The organism is Variovorax sp. 10N420 (assembly GCF_056394705.1).
In genome coordinates, this window is sequence record NZ_JBFTIJ010000004.1 from 296,438 (window position 1) to 315,340 (window position 18,903).

The following is an 18,903-nucleotide window of genomic DNA, read 5'->3' on the forward strand; positions in this document are numbered from 1 at the left end:
AGAGCCGATGAAGAAACGGCTCAGGTCAGTAGTCGTCCCGGCGGCGGCTTGCCAACACGATCAAAGCCGTGATTGCGGCGCCTGCTGCGGCAGCCACGAGTACGGAGCGAACGGGTTGGTCTGCGATGTATTTGCCGGTGACGTCAGCGGCTTCTTCGAGTCGCCGCTGCGCGCGAGCGCTCGTGGTCGAAGCTGCGTCGAGCCCACGCTGGACTGCCTGCTGCACCCGCGCGGCAAGTTGTTCGACCGCCGGCTCCGCGTCGCGGCGCAGGTCACGAACCTTCTCCCCGGCGGCGTTCACGGCGTTTTGTGCATAGGCGCGCGTCGAGTCGACGGCGTCGCTCGCAGTCTGGCGAGCATCCTCTGCCAGTTGACCGGGTGACTTCACGTTCGTGTTCATGAAAATATTCCTTCCAGAAGAGTTATTGCGAGAGCCCGCTCATCGTAACGACGCTACCCGCGTCGTATCAAGCCTGCGATGAAACTTGCGAGGGCGAGGATCAGGAAGATCACGAAGAGAATCTTCGCGATACCCACGGCGCTTGCCGCGATGCCGCCGAACCCGAAGAGGGCGGCAATCAATGCAATGACGAGGAACACGACTGCGTAATGCAACATGCTGAACTCCTTCCGAGAACGGTCTCGTTGATGTGGATTCAACGTTAAGTGGCCGCTGACCTCACCCCTGTCAGCAGCCACGGCTGAGGGGCGTAGGAGAGGGTCGAATGAAAAAGCGCGCTGCAATGGCGCGCCTGGCTAACGGGCCGGAGCCGACGGAAGCACCGCGCTCAGGCGCGTTCCCTCGCCCGGTTTGGAGGTGACGGTGAGCTTGCCCTTGGCAGCTTCCACCCTGTGCCGCATGCCTTGAAGGCCATGACTCGTCGGGCCGTTGCGCTGCGGATCGAAGCCCTTGCCGTTATCGGTGACCTCGACCACGACATGATTGCCGTAGTTCTTCATCACGATGCTGGCCTCGCTCGCCTGCGCGTACTTGCCGATATTGGTGAGGCTTTCCTGCACCATCCGATACACCGTGAGCTCGTTCGCTTCGTCCAGGGTGGCGGGTTCGAGCACCATCTCGATCTCCATGTTCGAGCGTTCCGCGAACTCCCGTCCGAGAATCTCGAGCGATGCGACCAGACCGAGGTTGGCCAGCGATGAAGGCCTCAGGTCTTCAATGATCCGGCGCTTGAGCGCGATGCCGCTGTTGAGCAGGTCGTTCAGATGCTGTAGGCGCTGTGTGGCATCGGGAGAATCGGCAAGCCGGGATTTCAGGCGGGCGACATCGAGCTTGGCAGCCGTCAGCAGCGAACCCAGCTCGTCGTGCAGTTCGCGCGCCAGATAGCCGCGCTCGGTCTCGCGCACCTGCTGCAAATGGGTGGCGAGCTCCGCGAGGGTCGCGGTGCGCTCGCGGACCTCTCCCTCCAATGCGTTGCGTTCGCGTTCGAGCGCCAATTGCTGGAGCTCGCCGACAGAGCGCAGCGCATGCGTCTGCCTCAGGTACAGATAAAAGGCGATGAGCCCTGCGAGCGCGACGATGCCGATGCCGATGCGTGCGAATCGCAAGGAGCTTGCGATCTGGAGCTGCCCGCGCGCAAGCTCGTCGCTGCTGACCGCAACGAGCTGGCGGACCTGGTTGCGGATGGCGTCCATTTCCTCGCGGCCTACATCGGTGGTGATCACGAATTTCCATGCATCTTCGTTGCCGCTTTCCCGCAGGCGGACGCTCATGTCCATTTCAGCGAGCTTTCGCGAAACGTGCTTGGCGAGCTGGCCCAGCTGTGCGAGTTGAACCGGCCGCCGGGCATAAAGGCTCTGCAGCGTGGCCAGGTGGCCGTCAACTTGCTTGACTGCCTGGTCGTAAGGCTCGCGATAGCGCGCCTCGCCGGTCAACAAATAGCCCCGCTGGCCCGTTTCTGCATCGAGGATGTTCTGTAGCATCAGGTTGAGCACCATGCGCGCGCGCTGCGCATCGCCCACTTCGACGAGCGCCCGGTGGGATTGGCGATAGCTCGCCTCGTTGATGCTGACCAGCGCAAGCGCCGCCAGCGTGGCGAGCGTCAGGCTCAGGGCCATCTTCGGGAAAGCTAACCAGCGCATGAGGTCTCCGACAGATGCCTACGTCCCAAATTCGGGAATAATTGAAGTCGACAAGGGGTCGACAGGTTGCGGCGCAGAAAAGGCCGTCATACAACGGCGAAGGTAACAGATGATCAAGATCGGAATTGTGGACGACCATGCCATCGTGCGGTCCGGCTTGCGGCAGTTCTTTTCCGAGCACGTTGACCTGCGTGTGGTGGGGGAAGCAGCCAGTGGCCGCGAGGCCATCGAACTCGTGCGCACGACAGAGTTGGACGTGCTCGTGATGGACCTGTCGATGCCAGGTCAAAGCGGCATCGATGCGCTGGCGATGATTCGCGCCAAGGCGCCCGACGTGGGCATCCTCATCCTGAGCGGGTACCCCGAAGAACACTATGCGATGAATCTCATCCGTCAGGGTGCGAGCGGTTATCTCAACAAGGAGTGCGATCCGATCGAGATCGTGAACGCGATTCGCACCATTTCGCTGGGCCGCCGTTACATCACGCCGGCCGTGGCCGAATTGCTGGCGCGCCAACTCGATCGCAAGGACGACGCTGCGCCTCATGAGCAACTCTCGGAGCGCGAATTCCAGGTGTTCCTGAAGCTTGCCAAGGGCGAGACAGCGGGCGACATCGCCAAGACGCTGTCGTTGTCGGTCAAGACAGTGAGTACGTACCGAACCCGTTTGATGGAGAAGATGAACCTGTCTTCGAACAGCGATCTCACGTATTACGCTTTGAAGAACAAGCTCATTGATTGAGCTCGCCCCCAGGCTGCGCGCACTTCGTGTCGCTTCGCCTACCCCCTACCGGGGGCAACACCGGCGGCCCGGCTAAGCCGGTTCCGCGGTGTTCCTGTTGCTCGCCCCCCAGGCTTCGCGCACTTCGTGTCGCTTCGCCTACCCCCTGCCGGGGGCAACACCGGCGGCCCGGCTAAGCCGGTTCCGCGGTGTTTCTGGCGCTCGCCCTCGCACTCGGAGGGACTTCCGTTTAGTTGGGGCTGATCTTTGTGGATTGACGGGGGCGGGAGGCGGCTTGTTCTACGCAGAAATCGATGAGGGCGTCGATTTCGTTGGACTTGTCGAAGACTGCATCTACTCCGAACTGGGCGCAGCGTTTTCGGATATCAGGAGTTGCGTAGTTGCTGAGCACTACGACTCGTTGGTGCGGGCGGCGGGACATGCATGTCTGCAGGACTCCCAGACCGCTTCCCTGCTTGAGAAAAAGATCGACGATCGCCAGCTCCCATGCGTCGGGGTTCTGACTCAGCCATTGACTCGCGTCAGCCTCGGTTTCCGCGAAGCCGATGGCCGAAATGCACGTGAGTTCCTCCAGAGTGCCGACAAGATTCTCTCGGATGGTGACGTTGTCTTCGACGATATAGGTTTTCAATCTTGGGTCCATGAGAACCACTTGCTCCCTTGGCGAGCCATGCGACGCAATGCTTGCCCCCAAGGAAAGCCGCCCGCCAAATGTTATCTTTTTTGTTGGCGGCGATGATGCAGGGTTACGCGGCCTGCATGTGTAGGCCTGTTCTTACGCGGCGGCGGCCGTCTTGACGCCAAGCCAGTTCGGCGGTTGGGCAGCTAGGGAGTCAAGTGCTCGCCCGGTGACCGCATACCGTGCAGCCCGGATCGCGTACAACGCGAAGCGTGTCAAAGCTCGACCGGCGGCCATCGAACATCAGCAGGCTGCCGGCAAGCGAAGGACCGATACCGGCAAGCAGTTTCAGCGCCTCACTGGCTTGCAAGGTGCCGATGGTGCCCACGACCGGCGCAAAGACACCCAGCACGGCGCAACGCGTTTCCTCGAATTCGGCGTCTGGCGGAAACAGGCATGCATAGCATGGAGAGGCCGGGTCGCGCGTGTCATAAACGCTGAGCTGCCCATCGAAGCGGATGGCCGCGCCAGCGACCAGGGGCCTTCCGTGCGTCACGCAGGCGCGATTGACCGCGTGGCGAGTGCTGAAGTTGTCGCTGCAATCGATCACGACATCGGCCGTCGGAACCCATTGCGCCAGGAGTTCGTCGTCTGCGCGCAGCTTGTGTGTGTCGATAGAGATGTCGGGATTGATGGCGCGCATCGCTTCAGCGGCTGAATCGACCTTGGGCACGCCGACCCGCGCGGTGGTATGGGCGACCTGGCGCTGCAGATTCGTCAGGTCGAGGTCGTCATCGTCGACCAGCGTGATACGACCGACTCCCGCCGCCGCCAAATAGAGAAGGGCCGGAGAGCCGAGCCCCCCGGCCCCAATGACCAGCGCGTGCGACGCACTGACGCGCGCTTGGCCGTCAATGCCGAATTCTTCAAGCAGGATGTGGCGCGAATAGCGCAGGAGGTCGTGGTCTTCCATGCGCTTCTCGGATCGCCGCGGCAAAGGCTCCTTGGCGGAGCCCGCCGTGGGGATCAGTTTTCCTTCTTCTCTTCCTTGTTTTCGACGATCACCTGGGTTTTGCTCGCGACCACAGGCTGACCCTTGAGGCGATTGAACGCCTGGATCAACGGGAAGTCCTTGTCCGAGCCGAACTCAGGCACCTTGCGATCCTGCGGCGGCTTCTTGGCCTCTTCCTCGAGACGCTTGCGAGCCTCGTCCCGAGCCTTCTCGCGCTCGGGGTCCTTGGCCTCGGGTCCCTGGCCGCTCGCCAGATGCTTCTCGAGGTCGGCCTCACGCATGCGCAACGCGGCGTAGGGGCTGCCTTCCGCGCTTTCGTCGATGAGCACGTTCGGCACGATGCCTTTCGCCTGGATAGAGGTGCCGCTCGGCGTGTAATAGCGAGCCGTCGTGATCTTCAGGCCGGTGTCCGGACCGAGCGGCCGCACGGTTTGCACCGATCCTTTGCCGAAAGTCTGGCTGCCCATGACTGTCGCACGCTTGTGGTCCTGCAAAGCACCCGCAACGATTTCGCTGGCGGACGCCGAGCCTTCGTTGACGAGCACCACGAGCGGCACGGTCTTCAGTCCTGCCGGAAGTCCGCGCAGTGGGTCGCTGCCTGCACGACGCTGGTAGAACTCGGGCGCCGCCTTGTAAACGGCCTTGCTTTCAGCCAGCTGGCCATCGGTGGAGACAACGGTGACGTTCTCAGGCAGAAAGGCGCTGGAAATGGCGACTGCGGCATCGAGGAGCCCACCTGGATCGTTGCGCAAGTCGAGCACCATGCCCTTGAGATTGGGCTCCTGCTTGTAGATTTCCTCGATCTTCTTGACGAAATCGTCGACCGTGCGCTCCTGGAACTGCGACAAGCGGATCCACGCGTAGCCGGGCTCCATCACCTTGCCTCGCACCGATTGCGTGCGGATTTCTTCGCGCGTGATCGTCACGGGGAAGGTGCGGTTCTCGTCCTTTCGGAAGATCGTGAGCAGGACCTTGGTGTTGGCCTCGCCACGCATGCGCTTGACGGCATCGTTGAGCGACAGCCCGCGCACGGCGGTGTCGTCGATTTTGGTGATCAGGTCGTTCGGCTTGAGGCCGGCCCGGAAAGCCGGTGAACCCTCGATCGGAGAGACGACCTTGATCAGGCCGTCTTCCTGCGAAATCTCGATGCCGACACCGACGAATCGGCCCGTGGTGCCTTCGCGAAATTCCTTGAAAGACTTCTTGTCGAAGTATTGGGAGTGCGGATCGAGCCCCGCCACCATCCCTGAAATCGCATCCGAAATGAGCTTCTTTTCGTCGACCGGCTCGACGTAATCGCTCTTGACCATTCCGAAGACGGCAGCGAGCTGCTGCAGTTCTTCCAGAGGCAGGGGAGCCAGGGAGCCGCGTGCAACGGTTTGCAACGAGACCGTGGTCAGCGCGCCGGCAAAGGCGCCCGCGGCAACCCAGCCGGTGATTTTCAATTTCTGGCCCATGTGTAAGAGTCCTTGTCGCCTGTCAAACCAATATACACAGCTTGGAAGCTGGTTGTGTGCCGGGGTTCCGTGAATCCCTTCAATCTATTTCGGACTTTGTCAGCCCTTGCCTTGCGCGGCCACAGCTGCAACGGCTTTCTCAGCCGCCTCGGGATCGCCGAGATAGTAGTGGCGCATCGGCTTGAGTTCGTCGTTCAGCTCGTACACAAGTGGAATCCCGTTCGGAATGTTGAGCCCGACGATCGCGTCGTCGGAGATTCCGTCGAGGTATTTGACCAACGCCCGGATGGAATTGCCGTGCGCCGCAACGACAAGCCGCCGTCCGGCGCGAATTGCAGGCGCCATGGATTCGTTCCAGAAGGGGAGCACTCGAGCGACGGTGTCTTTCAGGCATTCGGTCAGTGGGATTTGCTCGGGGGCCAGTTTTGCATAGCGCACGTCGCTGCGTTCGCTGCGTGGATCGTTCGGCTCGAGTGGCGGCGGGGGGGTGCTGTAGCTCCGGCGCCAGACCAGGACCTGTTCGTCACCATACTTCTTGGCCGTTTCCGCCTTGTTCAGGCCTTGCAGTCCGCCGTAGTGGCGTTCGTTGAGGCGCCACGAATGCACCACCGGCAGCCAGGTCCGGTCCAGCTCATCCAACGTGTGCCAGAGCGTGCGCGTGGCGCGCTTGAGAACGCTGGTGTAGGCCACGTCGAAGTCATAGCCTTCCGCCTTGAGCAGCCGACCGGCCAGCTTGGCCTGTTCGATGCCGGTGGGCGTGAGGTCGACGTCGGTCCAGCCGGTGAAGCGGTTTTCGAGATTCCAGGTCGATTCGCCGTGGCGGATCAGTACCAGTTTGTGCATGGGGGAGGCCTTTGGGAACACGTGCGGAAACCCGACATTCTAAAATCCGGGGTTTGCCACTCAAGGAACATCGTGAAATTCATCGTCGACAACTGGATGTTGATCCTGATTGCGCTCAGCTCGGGCGGCATGCTCGCCTGGCCGATGGTGCGCGGCGCCAATGCCGGCTCGCTGACGGCACAGGGCGCAGTCCAGCTTATCAACCGCGAGCGTGCAGTGGTGGTCGACGTTCGCGAGCCGGAGGAGTTCGCGGCTGGCCATGTCACTGGCGCAAAGAACGTGCCTCTGGGCCAGCTGGAGCAAAAGCTTCAGTCGGCGGTCAAGAACAAATCATTGCCGTTGTTGCTCGTGTGCGCGACGGGCGCCCGCGCTCAGCGCGCAGTGGCAACCGCCAAGAAGCTGGGTTATGAGCAGGCCCAAGCGGTGGCGGGCGGACTCAAGTCCTGGAAAGACGCTAATCTGCCGCTTGAAAAGGCCTGATTACTCCAGAGATATTTCCGATGCAAGCCGTAAAGATGTACACCACCGCCGTATGCCCCTACTGCATCCGAGCGAAGCAAATCCTCAAATCCAAGGGCGTGGAGCAGATCGAAGAGATCCGCATCGACAGCGATCCACAAGCGCGCGCCACGATGCTGGACATCACGCAGCGCCGCACCGTGCCGCAGATTTTCATCGGCGACACCCACGTCGGCGGGTGCGATGATCTCATCGCGCTCGATGGCCGCGGCGGTCTGATCCCCCTGCTTCAGGGCGCCTGAATTCGCATCGCGCGCGGGCGATAATCCCCGGCTACATCCAGAAGCCCGCTCCGGGAGATTCCCGAGGCGGGCGTTGTTTTGACCCTAGAAAGTTCAGCCATGGCCGACCAGCAAGCCCAAGACCCCGTTTTTCAGATCCAGCGCGTCTACCTGAAAGACGTGTCGCTCGAACAACCCAACTCGCCGGCCATCCTGCTCGAACAGCAGCAACCCACCGTCGACATCCAGCTCGGGATCGACGCGCAGCCCGTGGCTGACGGCATTTTCGAGATCGTCGTGTCGGCAACCGTGCAGACCAAGATCGGCGAGAAGACGGTGTTCCTGGTCGAGGCCAAGCAGGCCGGCATCTTCGAGATCCGCAATCTGCCTGAAGACCAGATGGGCCCGATCCTCGGCATTGCCTGCCCGCAAATCGTCTACCCTTATCTGCGCGGCAACGTCGCAGACATCATCCAGCGCGGCGGCTTCCCGCCCGTGCACCTCGCCGAAGTCAACTTCCAGGCGATGTTCGAACAGCAGCAAGCCCAGGCAGCCGCCCAGGGCGCGCCCACTCTCGCGCAGTAATCCGGGCAGCGCCCGTCGCCGCCGATGAAAATCTGCGTGCTCGGAGCCGGTGCCTGGGGTACGGCGCTGGCGGTCAATGCATCCGGTCGGCATGCGGTCACTCTCTGGGCCCGTGATGACGCGCAGGTGCAGTCCATGGTGGCAACGCGTGAAAACGCGCGATACCTGCCGGGCATTGCGCTTTCTCCATCCCTCGCGATCCATGCGGGGGATCCGCTCGCAGCGGTCAAGGGATCGGACCTTGTCATCGTCGCTACCCCCATGGCTGCGTTGCGCGAGCAGCTTCACATGTTGCGCGCACTCGCCTCTCCGGTCGCATGGCTGTCCAAAGGCGTCGAACCCGCCGTGGCGGATTCCGGCGAGGAAGGCCTTCTCGCCCACGAAATACAGGCCAGAGTCGCGCCTGGACTGGTTGCGGGCGTCCTGAGCGGCCCGAGCTTTGCAATGGAAGTGGCGGAAGGCAGGCCCACCGCCCTGGTCGCCGCCAGCACGCATGCGCAACTGCGCGATGCGCTGGTCGATGCTTTTCACGGCCCTTCATTGCGTGTCTACGCGAATGACGACATCGTCGGCGTCGAAGTCGGAGGCGCCGTCAAGAACGTGCTGGCCATCGCGACCGGCCTTGCTGATGGTCTCGCCCTTGGCCTGAACGCGCGCGCCGCGCTCATCACGCGGGGACTTGCGGAAATGACGCGCTTCGGCATCGCGCTGGGCGCGCGGCTCGATACATTCATGGGTCTCTCAGGTCTTGGCGATCTTGTCCTCACGGCGACCGGCGACCTCTCGCGCAATCGCAAGGTCGGCCTGTTGCTTGCACAGGGGCGGTCATTGGAAGAGGCCGTCGATTCGCTTGGGCATGTGGCCGAGGGCGTCTATTGCGCTCGCACGGTCGTGCAGCGTGCGCGGCATCTGGGCTTGGAGATGCCCATTTCAGACAGCGTCGTCGCGGTGCTCGACGGGCTCGTCCGGCCGGCCGAAGCGGTTGCTGAACTCATGGGTCGCGAGCCGGGCGTCGAATCCGCCTGAGCTCACGAGCGATCAGGTCGGAGAGTAGGCGAGCCGCACGTAAATAGGCGCAAAGGCTTCGGCCTGGGTGATCTCGATGAGCGTTTCCTTGGCCAACTCGAGCATCGCGATGAAGGTCACGACCAGCACCGAAGTACCACGCGTGACGTCGAACAAGGTTTCGAATTCGACGAACCTGCGCCCTTGCAGATGGCGCAGCACGATACTCATGTGCTCGCGAACGCTCAGTTCTTCGCGCGAAATCTTGTGGTGCTGCACCAGCTTTGCGCGCTTGAGGATGTCGGCCCAGGCTTCGCGGAGGTCGACGACGTTCACGTCGGGAAATCGTGGTTTGAGCGATTGCTCGATGTAGACCTGCGCCTTCCAGAAGTCGCGCCCGGCTTGGGGCATGGCGCTGAGCGAGGCCGCCTGGAGCTTGGTCTGTTCGTATTCGAGCAGACGGCGAACCAACTCGGCGCGCGGATCCTCGGCTTCTTCGCCGTCGGCGCTCTTTTTTGGCGGCAGCAGCATGCGCGACTTGATCTCGATCAGCATCGCCGCCATGAGCAGGTATTCGGCAGCGAGTTCGAGATTGGTCTGGCGGATTTCGTCGACGTAGCTGAGGTACTGACGCGTCAGCCCCGCCATGGGGATGTCGAGAATGTTGAAGTTCTGCTTGCGAATGAGATAGAGCAGCAGATCGAGCGGGCCCTCGAAGGCTTCCAGGAAGACCTGCAGCGCCTCGGGCGGGATGTAGAGATCGTTCGGGAGGGCGAACAACGGCTCGCCGTAAAGGCGGGCGAGCGCTACCTGGTCGACCACCTCCGGCATCGATGCCACGGTGGCGGCACCGTCGTCGGCAATGATTTCGTCCTGCCCTGAGCCGACGGTGCTGTCCGCTTCGGAGCCATCACCTTGCCGGCGGGCGCCGGAGCCCGGAATGGCCCGAATGGTCACTTACTTGACTTGCGTCTGATAGACGTAGGGCTGTTGCGGAACGTTGGCCTCGCTGTATTGCTCGAGCAGGCTGCGGTCGAGGTGCTTGTCCCAGAGAAGGGCGCGGCCGGCGCGCTGTTCGGCCTCCAGCGTCGGCTTCTTTTCCTTCATCTGGTCGATGAAGTTGGTGATTTCGGACGTGTAGTGGGGGCGGGCGAAGATGGACATGGCAATAAGGACCTTTGGGCGGGGATTTTACTGGCTGGGGCCGGACAGGCTTTGGAAACCGGGTGGATTCCGCATTGAACGTGCAAGCCGCGTGAGCTAGCGTGGCGGCTCCATCCACCCAAGGAGACTGCCGATGAAGCGCCGTTACTCGATGATTCTCGCCACGACTGCCGCCGCCGCACTGCTGGTGGCATGCAGCACGAGCAGTCCCCCAACGCCGCAAAGCAAGATGAGTTTCTTCGTCACCAGCGTGAACCCAGGCAAGGGTGGTGATTTTGGCGGACTTGCGGGCGCCGACCGCTACTGCCAGAGCCTCGCCGCTGGCGTCGGTGCAGGGGGCCGCACGTGGCGGGCTTATCTGAGCACGATCGCAACGCCCGGCAGTCCCGCCGTGAATGCGCGCGACCGCATCGGCAACGGCCCGTGGGTCAACGCGAAGGGAGAGACAGTTGCCAACAACCTCGACGAGTTGCACAGCGTGAACAAAATCAGCAAGCAGACGGCTCTGACAGAAAAGGGCCAGATGATCAGCGGCCGCGGCGACGCCGTGAACCTGCACGACATGCTGACTGGCTCGTCGCCCGACGGTCGCGCCATCAACGATGCCAAAGACACGACATGCGGCAACTGGACCAAGAGCGGTGACGGCTCGGCCATCGTCGGCCACCACGACCGCATGGGCCTCAACGAGAGCCCTCCAATGAAGTCCTGGAACTCGTCGCATCCCACTCAGGGCTGCAGCCTCGAGGCGCTGCAGAAGACCGGCGGGGGCGGTCTGCTTTATTGCTTCGCGGCGAACTGAGCACGGGGCCGGCGGATAGACTGGCCGCTTCGATCTGAAGTCCCGAGGAGGGTATGGAGCAACAAGTCATCCGCCCCGCATTGGCCGTGCTGCTGCTGGGTGCCGCGCTGTGGCTGATCGGCTGTGATTCGAAGCGCATCAGCGAGCTGGAGGAGGGCGTGTCCACCGAAGCCGACGTGCGCGCTCGTTTCGGCCAGCCCGAGAACATCTGGGACACGCCCCAGGGGAGAGTGTTCGAATACAACCGCCAGCCGCAGGGACAGAAGAATTACATGATCACCATTGGCCCTGACGGCAAGATGAGCGCCTTGCGCCAGGTGCTCACGCCGGAAAACTTCTCCAAGGTGCGGCCCGGCATGCCGATGGAAGATCTTCGCAAGTTGCTGGGCAAGCCTGCCAGGCGCACGCCCTTTCCGCTCAAGAATCAGACCGAATGGGAATGGCGCTGGGTTCAACCCCCGAATTCGCCCATGGTGTTCACTGCCACGCTCAATGACGACCAGCGAGTGGTGAGCGCGGGCTCATCGCCCGACCGCACGACCGAGGCGAACTAGGCTCGCAGAGCCCTTGTTCCTTTACTTGGAGTCGTCGGGCAACACCGCATCGGCTGCGGCGCCGACGGCTTTGCCCGCGATGTGGGCCGTCCCGATCGCCGCATCGGCCGCGAGTCCCACTGCGCCGGCGCCCACGCTCACGGCGGTGCTGGTGACGCTGACTGCGGCACCCGCGACCGCGCAGCCTTGGAGCACGAGCGCGCAGGCCATCGCAGCGGCCAGTAGCGAAATTCGAGAGGCGTCGCGGAGCCGGCCTCGCGGGGCTGCTTGCATGGAGGTTTGCATCATCTGACTCGCATTCCTGGTGTTGCTCCCGGCCACGGTTCGAGCACATAAATGCCGGGAGACGCTTTCTCGTTCGCGTGGCTGGCCGCCAGCACCATGCCTTCGGAAATGCCGAACTTCATCTTGCGCGGTGCGAGATTCGCGACCAGCACGGTGAGCTTGCCGACGAGTTGCTCCGGCTCGTAGGCCGACGCAATGCCCGAGAAGACATTGCGCGTCTTGCCTTCGCCGGCGTCGAGCGTCAGGTGCAACAGCTTGGTCGATCCCTCGACCTTCTGGCAGGCCACGATCTTCGCGATCCGTAGATCTATATTGGCAAAGTCATCGATGGTGATGGTCGGTGCAATGCCTTCACCGCCCGGCAGCTCGGTGGCTTCGGAAGCGGCTTCGGCGACGGGCTCCGGCGGCTCGAAGAGCTGGTCGAGCTGCTTTGTGTCCACCCGTTGCATGAGGTGCTTGTAGTCATTGATGGCGTGTCCCGAACCCAGCAACGTGGCCGCGTCGGCGGACAACAACGGCGCCGTGCCCAGGAAAGCCTCGACCTGCGCCGCGAGCGTCGGCAGCACCGGCTTCAGATAGATCGTGAGCAAGCGGAACGCCTCGATGCATGTAGTGCACACGTCGTGCAGGCGGGCATCCATGCCTTCTTTCTTGGCGAGCTCCCATGGCTTGTTCTGATCGACGTATTCGTTGACCTTGTCGGCCAGCAGCATGATTTCGCGCAGGGCTCGCGCGTAGTCGCGACCGTCGTAAAGCGCCTGCATCTGCGTGGAAGCCGACTGCAGTGCCGACAGAAGCGCCGCACCGTCCGCCGAAATCGCACCCAGCTTGCCACCGAATCGCTTGGTGATGAAGCCGGCTGCCCGGCTCGCGATGTTGATGTACTTGCCGATCAGATCTGCGTTGACGCGAGCCATGAAATCGTCGGGGTTGAAGTCGACGTCTTCCACTTTGGCGTTGAGCTTGGCCGCGATGTAGTAGCGAAGCCATTCGGGGTTCATGCCGATCGAGAGGTACTTGAGCGGATCGATGCCTGTGCCGCGGCTCTTGCTCATCTTCTCTCCGGACACGGTGATGAAGCCATGCACGTTGACTTGGCTCGGCGTCTTGCGGCCGCTGAACTGCAGCATCGCGGGCCAGAACAAAGTATGAAAGTACACGATGTCCTTGCCGATGAAATGCACCTGTTCCACCGCTGGATCGGCCACGAAGTCGTCGAAGCTCAGCAGGGTGCGCGAGGGTTCATGCCAGTGGTTGGCGGACTGGCCTTTGTCGAAGTGGTTCTTGAGACTGGCGAGATAGCCGACCGGCGCATCGAGCCACACGTAGAAGTACTTGCCCGGCGCGTCGGGAATCTCGATGCCGAAGTAGGGTGCTTCGCGCGAGATGTCCCAGTCGGCCATACCGGCCTCGAACCATTCACCGGCCTTGCGCGCCATTTCAGGCTGCAGCTTGCCGTCCTGTGTCCAGGTCTCGAGGAAGTCGACGACTTTCGGGTCTGAAAGCTTGAAGAAGAAGTGCTCGGAGCTGCGCAGCTCGGGCGTCGCGCCAGTCAGGGTCGAGTACGGGTTGATCAGCTCTGTCGGTGAATAGACGCTGCTGCAAACCTCGCAGGCGTCGCCGTACTGGTCCTTGGCATGGCAGACGGGGCATTCGCCCTTGATGTAGCGGTCGGGCAGGAACATGCCCTTGACCGGATCGTAGAACTGCTCGATGGTGCGGGTGGCGATCATGCCGCCCGCCTTCAACTTCCTGTAGATGCCTTGCGCGAGTTCGGTGTTCTCGGTGCTGTCGGTGGAGTGCCAGTTGTCGAAGCGGATGTGGAAGCCGTCGAGGTATTCCTTGCGCCCGGCGGCAATCTCGCCGACGAACTCCTGAGGCGTCTTGCCGGCTTTCTCGGCCGCGATCATGATGGGCGCGCCGTGCGCATCGTCGGCACCCACGAAGTGCACCATGTGCCCCTGCATGCGCTGGAAGCGCACCCAGATGTCGGCCTGGATGTATTCCATGATGTGGCCGACGTGGAACTTGCCATTGGCATACGGCAGGGCGGTGGTGACGAAGAGTTTGCGCTGAGACATCGCGGGGGCGCTTTCGGGACGAGGGAGAGAGGACCGGGCATTTTAGGTGGCGGGGCTATAGTCTTCCCCGCAAAACCCGGCCAGAAGCAGTTCCAGTGATTGCCGCCTACGAAATCACCCTCGCCCACGCGTCCGACGCTTCGGACATCGCCGCGTTGTCGCGCGACGCGATCGAACGCGGCCTTTCGTGGCGCTGGACACACCGGCGCGTGCTGCGCGCCATTCGCGATCCGGCGACCAACGTGGTGGTGGCCCGGCGTGGCGGGGTCCTGCTCGGCTTCGCGATCATGCAATATGGCGACGACGATGCGCACATCGTGCTCTTCGCCGTCGAAGGTTCGCAGCGCCGCGCCGGCTTGGGCACCGCATTGCTGAGCTGGCTCGAAGCGACCGCGGCCATTGCGGGCATCCGCACGATCCGCCTCGAAGCCAGGGCCGGCAACGCCGCCGCGAAATCGTTCTATCGTCAGCACGGATTCACGGAGTACGGATCCAGCCCCGGCTATTACGAGGATGTGGAGGACGCGGTGCGCATGGTCAAGCGGCTTGGTCCTGAGCCAGCGCCTTGAGCAAACGATCGGGCAAACGATCGAGCAAACGGTGCTGCTTCATGCACTACGCGGCGCGGCCCCATCCCATGAAAGCCCGCACGGCGTCACGCTGCTCGAGCGTGTCCTTGCGCCCGAGCGCCATCAGTTCCCGCGTAAAAGCCGATTCGAAGAGCAGGTAGCTGGCAAGTGCCGAGCCCTTGAGATCCGTAGTCGCGGCCGGCACCGCGGGTTGGCCGAGCAGGCTGCGCACCGAGGCGGGCAGTGCATGGGCATGCTTCGCAGCCATGAGGTCGACGCGCTGCGACGGCGCGATCAGAAGCAGTTCGACCGGCTGGAGTGCCGTGCCGCGACGCGCTTCGGGCGGGATCAGCGCAAGGGTCGCATTGATGCGTCGAAGGCGCTCCACGTCCGCGGTGAGCGAGTCGAGAAAGATGCTCGAAAGCGCGTGGCCGGCGATTTGTGCCAGTGACGGATAACCGGTCAGCGCATTGGGCGCCAGCACGTGGTCGGGTTCCTGCATCCGGCCGGCGCCGACGGCGAGGATGCGCCGTGCGCCCAGATGAATGGCTGCGGCCAGCGGTGCGGACTGCCGCATGGAGCCATCGCCGAAATACTCGACGTGCCGTCCGGCTTGCAAGGCCGTTGCCGGAAACAGGAACGGGATTGCCGACGAGGCCAGCAGATGTTCGTGCGTGATCTGCGCCGGTACCGCTTGCCGCTTGGACCGGACCCAGGGCAACTGGTGCGGGCCCGCCTGGTAGAAGGTCACGTGCTCGCCCGAGCTGTAGCTGGACGCCGTGACCGCCAGCGCGTCAAGATTTCCCTGCGACATCAGCTCAGGCAGTCTGTCGAGCGAGACGAGTTGCTCCAGGAGCTCGCGCAGCGGCGCGTTGTCGAGCAGCGAGCGCAGGCCGCTGCGTCGCCAGCGTGCGATCAGCCAGCCTGCCGAAAGCAATCGCGCCCAAGGTGCATCGCTGCGCAAGCCCGTAAGGGCGTCCGTCCGGTAGATCTGTGCCGGCTTGAGCCTGGCCCACACGTGTGCGATCTTGTGCACCGTGGCGTCGAAGTCATCGGCGCCCGAGGCCAGTGCGGCCGCGTTGATCGCGCCTGCGGACGTGCCGGTGATGATCGGAAAGGGGTTCGCCCTCCCCGGTACAGCGGCGTTGCGTCGAAGCTTCACCAAGGCCTGAAGCACGCCGACCTGGTAGGCGGCGCGAGCGCCGCCGCCGGTCAGCACGAGGCCGGTGACGGGCGGAGAACGGGAGGGAGATGCGGTCCGGACAGATGGCATGTGACGCGCCCGAGCGTACCCGGCCTTTGCCTTCGGGCGTAGGGTCAAGCGATTTGCCGCCGGAATGCCTGGTCAGCGGCGCACTAGACTAGCTGCCATTCAGGAGTTATCCATGGCAGTTACACAAGAGGCGGTCACGAACGCGCTCAGGTCCGTCCTCGATCCCAATACGGGCAAGGATTTCGTCAGCGGCAAGGGCTTGAAGAACCTTCAGCTCAACGGCGGAGACGTCGCCTTCGACATCGAACTGGGTTATCCGGCAAAGAGTCAGATACCGGACTTGCGCAAATCCTTCATCGCGGCTGCGAAGACGGTCCCGGGCGTGGAGAACGTGTCCGTCAACATCACCACCAACGTCGTCAGTCACGCAGTGCAGCGCGGTGTGCAGCTGATGCCCAATGTGAAGAACATCGTCGCGGTGGCGTCAGGCAAGGGCGGCGTCGGCAAGAGCACCACGGCGGCCAATCTGGCGCTCGCGCTGGCGGCCGAAGGTGCGAAGGTCGGTCTGCTCGATGCCGACATCTACGGACCGAGTCAACCCATGATGCTCGGCATCGATCGCCGGCCTGACAGCGCGGACGGCAAGACCATGGAGCCGCTCGAAAACCATGGCGTGCAGGTCATGTCGATCGGCTTTCTCGTCGATCAGGACCAAGCCATGATCTGGCGGGGGCCGATGGCCACGCAGGCACTGGAGCAACTGCTTCGGCAGACGAACTGGAAGGACCTCGACTACCTCATCGTCGACATGCCGCCCGGTACTGGCGACATCCAGCTCACGCTTTCGCAGCGGGTGCCGATGACGGGTGCGGTCATCGTCACCACGCCGCAGGACATCGCGCTGCTCGACGCGAAGAAGGGGATCAAGATGTTCGAGAAGGTCGGCGTGCCGATCCTCGGCATCGTCGAAAACATGGCCGTGCACGTGTGTTCCAACTGCGGACACGTGGAGCACATCTTCGGCGCCGAGGGCGGCCGGAAGATGGCGGAGGAGTACAAGATGGACTACCTGGGCGCGCTGCCACTGGACATCAACATCCGCCTGCAGGCCGACAGCGGCAAGCCGACCGTCGTGGCCGACCCGGACGGCGAAGTGGCCGGTATCTACAAGGCCGTCGCCCGTCGGGTGGCGGTAGGCATCGCCGAAAAGGCAAAGGATTTCTCGGCCAAGTTCCCGACGATCACGGTCAGCAAGGACACCTGACTCGGCGCTGCGGAGGCGGAAGTTGTTTTTTTGACATGTAGGACAACACCTATTTGACGTCTTGTAACAATAGCTCAAACTCCGGCAGCTCCCTTGCGGGCGCTCCCACATAACAGGAGAAGAGTTAAATGGCAGCTTCCAACGCGGGCGTCTTCGACGGAGACGCAATCACTGGCAATCCCGGCGCGCGGCCGGGAATTCTCGACAAGGAACGAATCATCGCGGGGGCCGGCTTCAACCGCTGGCTCGTCCCGCCCGCGGCATTGGCCATCCACCTCTGCATCGGCATGGCCTATGGCTTTTCGGTGTTCTGGCTGCCGCTGTCGAAGGCGCTGTCGGCTGCGGGCACGGGCGCCCAGTCCTGTCCCAAGGACATGAGCTTCTTCGCCGAGCTGTTCGCCACCGGCTGTGACTGGCGCATTGCCACCCTGGGCTGGATGTACACGCTCTTCTTCGTCTTCCTGGGCTGCTCGGCAGCGCTGTGGGGCGGCTGGCTCGAACGCGCGGGTCCGCGCAAGGCTGGAGTCGTGTCGGCAGTTTGCTGGTGCGGCGGCATGCTCCTGTCCGCCCTTGGCATCTACCTGCACCAGTTCTGGCTGATGATCATCGGCTCGGGCGTGATCGGCGGTATCGGCCTTGGGCTCGGCTACATCTCGCCGGTGAGCACGCTCATCAAGTGGTTCCCTGACCGCCGCGGCATGGCGACCGGCATGGCGATCATGGGCTTCGGCGGTGGCGCGATGATCGGTTCGCCGCTGGCTGTGGACCTGATGAAGAATTTCTCCAGCCCGACCGACGTCGGCGTGATGCAGGCCTTCGTCGTCATGGCGATCGTGTATTTCGTCTTCATGATGGGCGGCGCATTCGGCTACCGAGTGCCGCCGACCGGCTGGAAGCCCAAAGGCTGGACCCCGCCGGTGGCGCGTGCCGAGAACGCGATGATCACGCAGCGCCACGTCCACGTGAAGAAGGTGTGGGGTATCCCGCAGTTCTGGCTCGTGTGGATGGTGCTGACGATGAACGTGAGCGCGGGCATCGGCGTGATCGGCATGGCCAGCCCGATGCTGCAGGAAGTGTTCGGCGGCCACCTGATCGGCGTCGCCAAAAGATTCGGCGAACTTGACAAGACTCAACTCGCGGCGATCGCCGCGGTCGCAGGCGGATTTGCGGCGCTGCTGTCGCTCTTCAATATTGGCGGGCGCTTCTTCTGGGCGAGTCTTTCGGACAAGCTCGGCCGCAAGCTGACCTACACCGTGTTCTTCGTGCTCGGTGGGGTGCTCTACTGGAGCATTCCGTCCTCTGCCAACCATGGCAGCATGCTGTTGTTCGTCGGCGCCTGCTGCATCATCGTCTCGATGTACGGCGGCGGCTTCTCGACGGTGCCCGCTTACCTCGCCGATCTTTTCGGCACGCAGATGGTCGGTGCCATCCACGGTCGCCTGCTGACTGCCTGGGCCACGGCCGGCATCCTGGGCCCGGTGGTCGTGAACTACATGCGCGAATACCAGTTGGGGCTCGGCATCCCGCGCGAGCAGGTCTACAACCAGACCATGTACATCCTCGTGGGGATGCTCGTGATCGGGCTGATCTGCAATCTGCTGGTGCGGCCGGTGGCCGACAAGTACTTCATGAGCGAAGAAGAACTCGCGCACGAAAAGAAGCTCGCGCATGAAAAGGCGCTTGCCGCCGAGGTGGGATCTGCAGCCAATGGGCGCAGCAACGACGCCGTCACCCCGATGGTGGTGTGGCTGGCCTGGCTGGCGGTGGGTATTCCGCTGGCCTGGGGCGTGTACCGCACGCTGCTGGCCGCGGCGAAGTTCTTCGCCTGACGCTGGCGGAGCGGCGCCCGCGCCAACAGCGGGCGCCCG

The 18,903-nt window shown here is 63.0% G+C and carries 22 protein-coding genes; 10 read left to right on the forward strand and 12 right to left on the reverse strand.

All coding sequences use genetic code 11. The features are described 5' to 3' along the window. Nucleotides 1-25 precede the first annotated feature (25 nt). From AC1DEK_RS12550 to AC1DEK_RS12560, 3 genes are all read right to left on the reverse strand, one after another. Nucleotides 26-400 carry a hypothetical protein gene (locus tag AC1DEK_RS12550; protein WP_478125557.1) on the reverse strand — a complete coding sequence of 125 codons (375 nt, stop codon included), beginning with the start codon at nucleotides 398-400 and terminating at the stop codon, nucleotides 26-28. A gap of 53 nt (nucleotides 401-453) precedes the next feature. Continuing rightward, entirely contained in the window at nucleotides 454-618 is a 165-nt protein-coding gene (locus AC1DEK_RS12555; protein WP_286602063.1) for a DUF1328 domain-containing protein, read from the reverse strand. 138 nt (nucleotides 619-756) lie between these two features. Next, on the reverse strand, nucleotides 757-2,100 hold the full coding sequence (locus tag AC1DEK_RS12560; RefSeq protein WP_478125558.1) for a CHASE3 domain-containing protein: 1,344 nt from the start codon (nucleotides 2,098-2,100) through the stop codon (nucleotides 757-759). Nucleotides 2,101-2,209: 109 nt separating this feature from the next. On the opposite strand from AC1DEK_RS12560, the gene AC1DEK_RS12565 reads away from it, so the two are divergent. After that, a complete protein-coding gene (locus AC1DEK_RS12565) occupies nucleotides 2,210-2,842 on the forward strand; it encodes a response regulator (RefSeq protein ID WP_028249172.1) in 633 nt (210 codons plus the stop codon). A gap of 229 nt (nucleotides 2,843-3,071) precedes the next feature. On the opposite strand, the gene AC1DEK_RS12570 is transcribed toward AC1DEK_RS12565, so the two are convergent. The 4 genes from AC1DEK_RS12570 to gpmA all read right to left on the reverse strand — a co-directional run bounded on the left by AC1DEK_RS12570 (nucleotide 3,072) and on the right by gpmA (nucleotide 6,773). Further along, nucleotides 3,072-3,485 carry a response regulator gene (locus tag AC1DEK_RS12570; RefSeq protein WP_478125559.1) on the reverse strand — a complete coding sequence of 138 codons (414 nt, stop codon included), beginning with the start codon at nucleotides 3,483-3,485 and terminating at the stop codon, nucleotides 3,072-3,074. A 190-nt stretch (nucleotides 3,486-3,675) separates the two neighbouring features. Beyond that, nucleotides 3,676-4,434 (reverse strand): HesA/MoeB/ThiF family protein, encoded by a 759-nt coding sequence (locus tag AC1DEK_RS12575; RefSeq protein WP_478125560.1) that lies wholly within the window; start codon nucleotides 4,432-4,434, stop codon nucleotides 3,676-3,678. Between the two features lie 53 nt (nucleotides 4,435-4,487). Continuing rightward, nucleotides 4,488-5,930, reverse strand: coding sequence for a S41 family peptidase (locus tag AC1DEK_RS12580; RefSeq protein ID WP_478125561.1), 1,443 nt, complete (start codon nucleotides 5,928-5,930; stop codon nucleotides 4,488-4,490). Nucleotides 5,931-6,029: 99 nt separating this feature from the next. Beyond that, nucleotides 6,030-6,773 (reverse strand): 2,3-diphosphoglycerate-dependent phosphoglycerate mutase, encoded by a 744-nt coding sequence (gene gpmA / locus AC1DEK_RS12585; RefSeq protein ID WP_478125562.1) that lies wholly within the window; start codon nucleotides 6,771-6,773, stop codon nucleotides 6,030-6,032. Nucleotides 6,774-6,845: 72 nt separating this feature from the next. Here gpmA and AC1DEK_RS12590 point away from each other — a divergent pair, with 72 nt between their 5' ends. The 4 genes from AC1DEK_RS12590 (at nucleotide 6,846) to AC1DEK_RS12605 (ending at nucleotide 9,124) form a co-directional block, all read left to right on the forward strand. Further along, nucleotides 6,846-7,253: a rhodanese-like domain-containing protein gene (locus tag AC1DEK_RS12590; protein WP_478125563.1), complete on the forward strand. Its 408-nt coding sequence runs from the start codon at nucleotides 6,846-6,848 to the stop codon at nucleotides 7,251-7,253. A gap of 20 nt (nucleotides 7,254-7,273) precedes the next feature. Beyond that, the gene (grxC, locus tag AC1DEK_RS12595; RefSeq protein ID WP_478125564.1) at nucleotides 7,274-7,534 is read left to right on the forward strand and encodes a glutaredoxin 3; all 261 of its coding nucleotides are present in this window, start codon (nucleotides 7,274-7,276) and stop codon (nucleotides 7,532-7,534) included. A gap of 99 nt (nucleotides 7,535-7,633) precedes the next feature. Then, a complete protein-coding gene (gene secB / locus AC1DEK_RS12600; protein ID WP_478125565.1) occupies nucleotides 7,634-8,098 on the forward strand; it encodes a protein-export chaperone SecB in 465 nt (154 codons plus the stop codon). A gap of 24 nt (nucleotides 8,099-8,122) precedes the next feature. Next, entirely contained in the window at nucleotides 8,123-9,124 is a 1,002-nt protein-coding gene (locus AC1DEK_RS12605) for an NAD(P)H-dependent glycerol-3-phosphate dehydrogenase (protein WP_478125566.1), read from the forward strand. Nucleotides 9,125-9,136: 12 nt separating this feature from the next. Here the strand turns inward: AC1DEK_RS12605 and AC1DEK_RS12610 are convergent, their stop codons facing one another. Next, entirely contained in the window at nucleotides 9,137-9,934 is a 798-nt protein-coding gene (locus tag AC1DEK_RS12610) for a segregation and condensation protein A (RefSeq protein WP_478125840.1), read from the reverse strand. A 126-nt stretch (nucleotides 9,935-10,060) separates the two neighbouring features. Then, nucleotides 10,061-10,267, reverse strand: a complete 207-nt coding sequence (locus AC1DEK_RS12615) for a DUF3460 family protein (protein WP_478125567.1) — start codon at nucleotides 10,265-10,267, stop codon at nucleotides 10,061-10,063. Between the two features lie 133 nt (nucleotides 10,268-10,400). Between AC1DEK_RS12615 and AC1DEK_RS12620 the strand changes: the two genes are divergently transcribed. Continuing rightward, nucleotides 10,401-11,069 carry a hypothetical protein gene (locus AC1DEK_RS12620; protein WP_478125568.1) on the forward strand — a complete coding sequence of 223 codons (669 nt, stop codon included), beginning with the start codon at nucleotides 10,401-10,403 and terminating at the stop codon, nucleotides 11,067-11,069. 53 nt (nucleotides 11,070-11,122) lie between these two features. Continuing rightward, nucleotides 11,123-11,623, forward strand: a complete 501-nt coding sequence (locus AC1DEK_RS12625; RefSeq protein WP_478125569.1) for an outer membrane protein assembly factor BamE — start codon at nucleotides 11,123-11,125, stop codon at nucleotides 11,621-11,623. A 21-nt stretch (nucleotides 11,624-11,644) separates the two neighbouring features. Here AC1DEK_RS12625 and AC1DEK_RS12630 read toward each other — a convergent pair whose 3' ends face one another. Together AC1DEK_RS12630 and metG are read right to left on the reverse strand one after the other, a co-directional pair. Continuing rightward, nucleotides 11,645-11,833 (reverse strand): hypothetical protein, encoded by a 189-nt coding sequence (locus AC1DEK_RS12630; RefSeq protein WP_478125841.1) that lies wholly within the window; start codon nucleotides 11,831-11,833, stop codon nucleotides 11,645-11,647. 74 nt (nucleotides 11,834-11,907) lie between these two features. Continuing rightward, nucleotides 11,908-13,989, reverse strand: coding sequence for a methionine--tRNA ligase (metG, locus tag AC1DEK_RS12635; RefSeq protein WP_478125570.1), 2,082 nt, complete (start codon nucleotides 13,987-13,989; stop codon nucleotides 11,908-11,910). Between the two features lie 95 nt (nucleotides 13,990-14,084). On the opposite strand from metG, the gene AC1DEK_RS12640 reads away from it, so the two are divergent. Continuing rightward, nucleotides 14,085-14,558 carry a GNAT family N-acetyltransferase gene (locus AC1DEK_RS12640; protein WP_478125571.1) on the forward strand — a complete coding sequence of 158 codons (474 nt, stop codon included), beginning with the start codon at nucleotides 14,085-14,087 and terminating at the stop codon, nucleotides 14,556-14,558. A 46-nt stretch (nucleotides 14,559-14,604) separates the two neighbouring features. Here the strand turns inward: AC1DEK_RS12640 and AC1DEK_RS12645 are convergent, their stop codons facing one another. Next, nucleotides 14,605-15,831: a patatin-like phospholipase family protein gene (locus AC1DEK_RS12645; protein ID WP_478125572.1), complete on the reverse strand. Its 1,227-nt coding sequence runs from the start codon at nucleotides 15,829-15,831 to the stop codon at nucleotides 14,605-14,607. A gap of 112 nt (nucleotides 15,832-15,943) precedes the next feature. Between AC1DEK_RS12645 and apbC the strand changes: the two genes are divergently transcribed. Together apbC and AC1DEK_RS12655 are read left to right on the forward strand one after the other, a co-directional pair. Then, complete coding sequence (gene apbC, locus AC1DEK_RS12650; protein ID WP_478125573.1) at nucleotides 15,944-17,035, forward strand: iron-sulfur cluster carrier protein ApbC; 1,092 nt, start codon at nucleotides 15,944-15,946, stop codon at nucleotides 17,033-17,035. Between the two features lie 128 nt (nucleotides 17,036-17,163). Then, complete coding sequence (locus AC1DEK_RS12655) at nucleotides 17,164-18,864, forward strand: OFA family MFS transporter (RefSeq protein WP_478125574.1); 1,701 nt, start codon at nucleotides 17,164-17,166, stop codon at nucleotides 18,862-18,864. The last annotated feature ends 39 nt before the right edge of the window (nucleotides 18,865-18,903 follow it).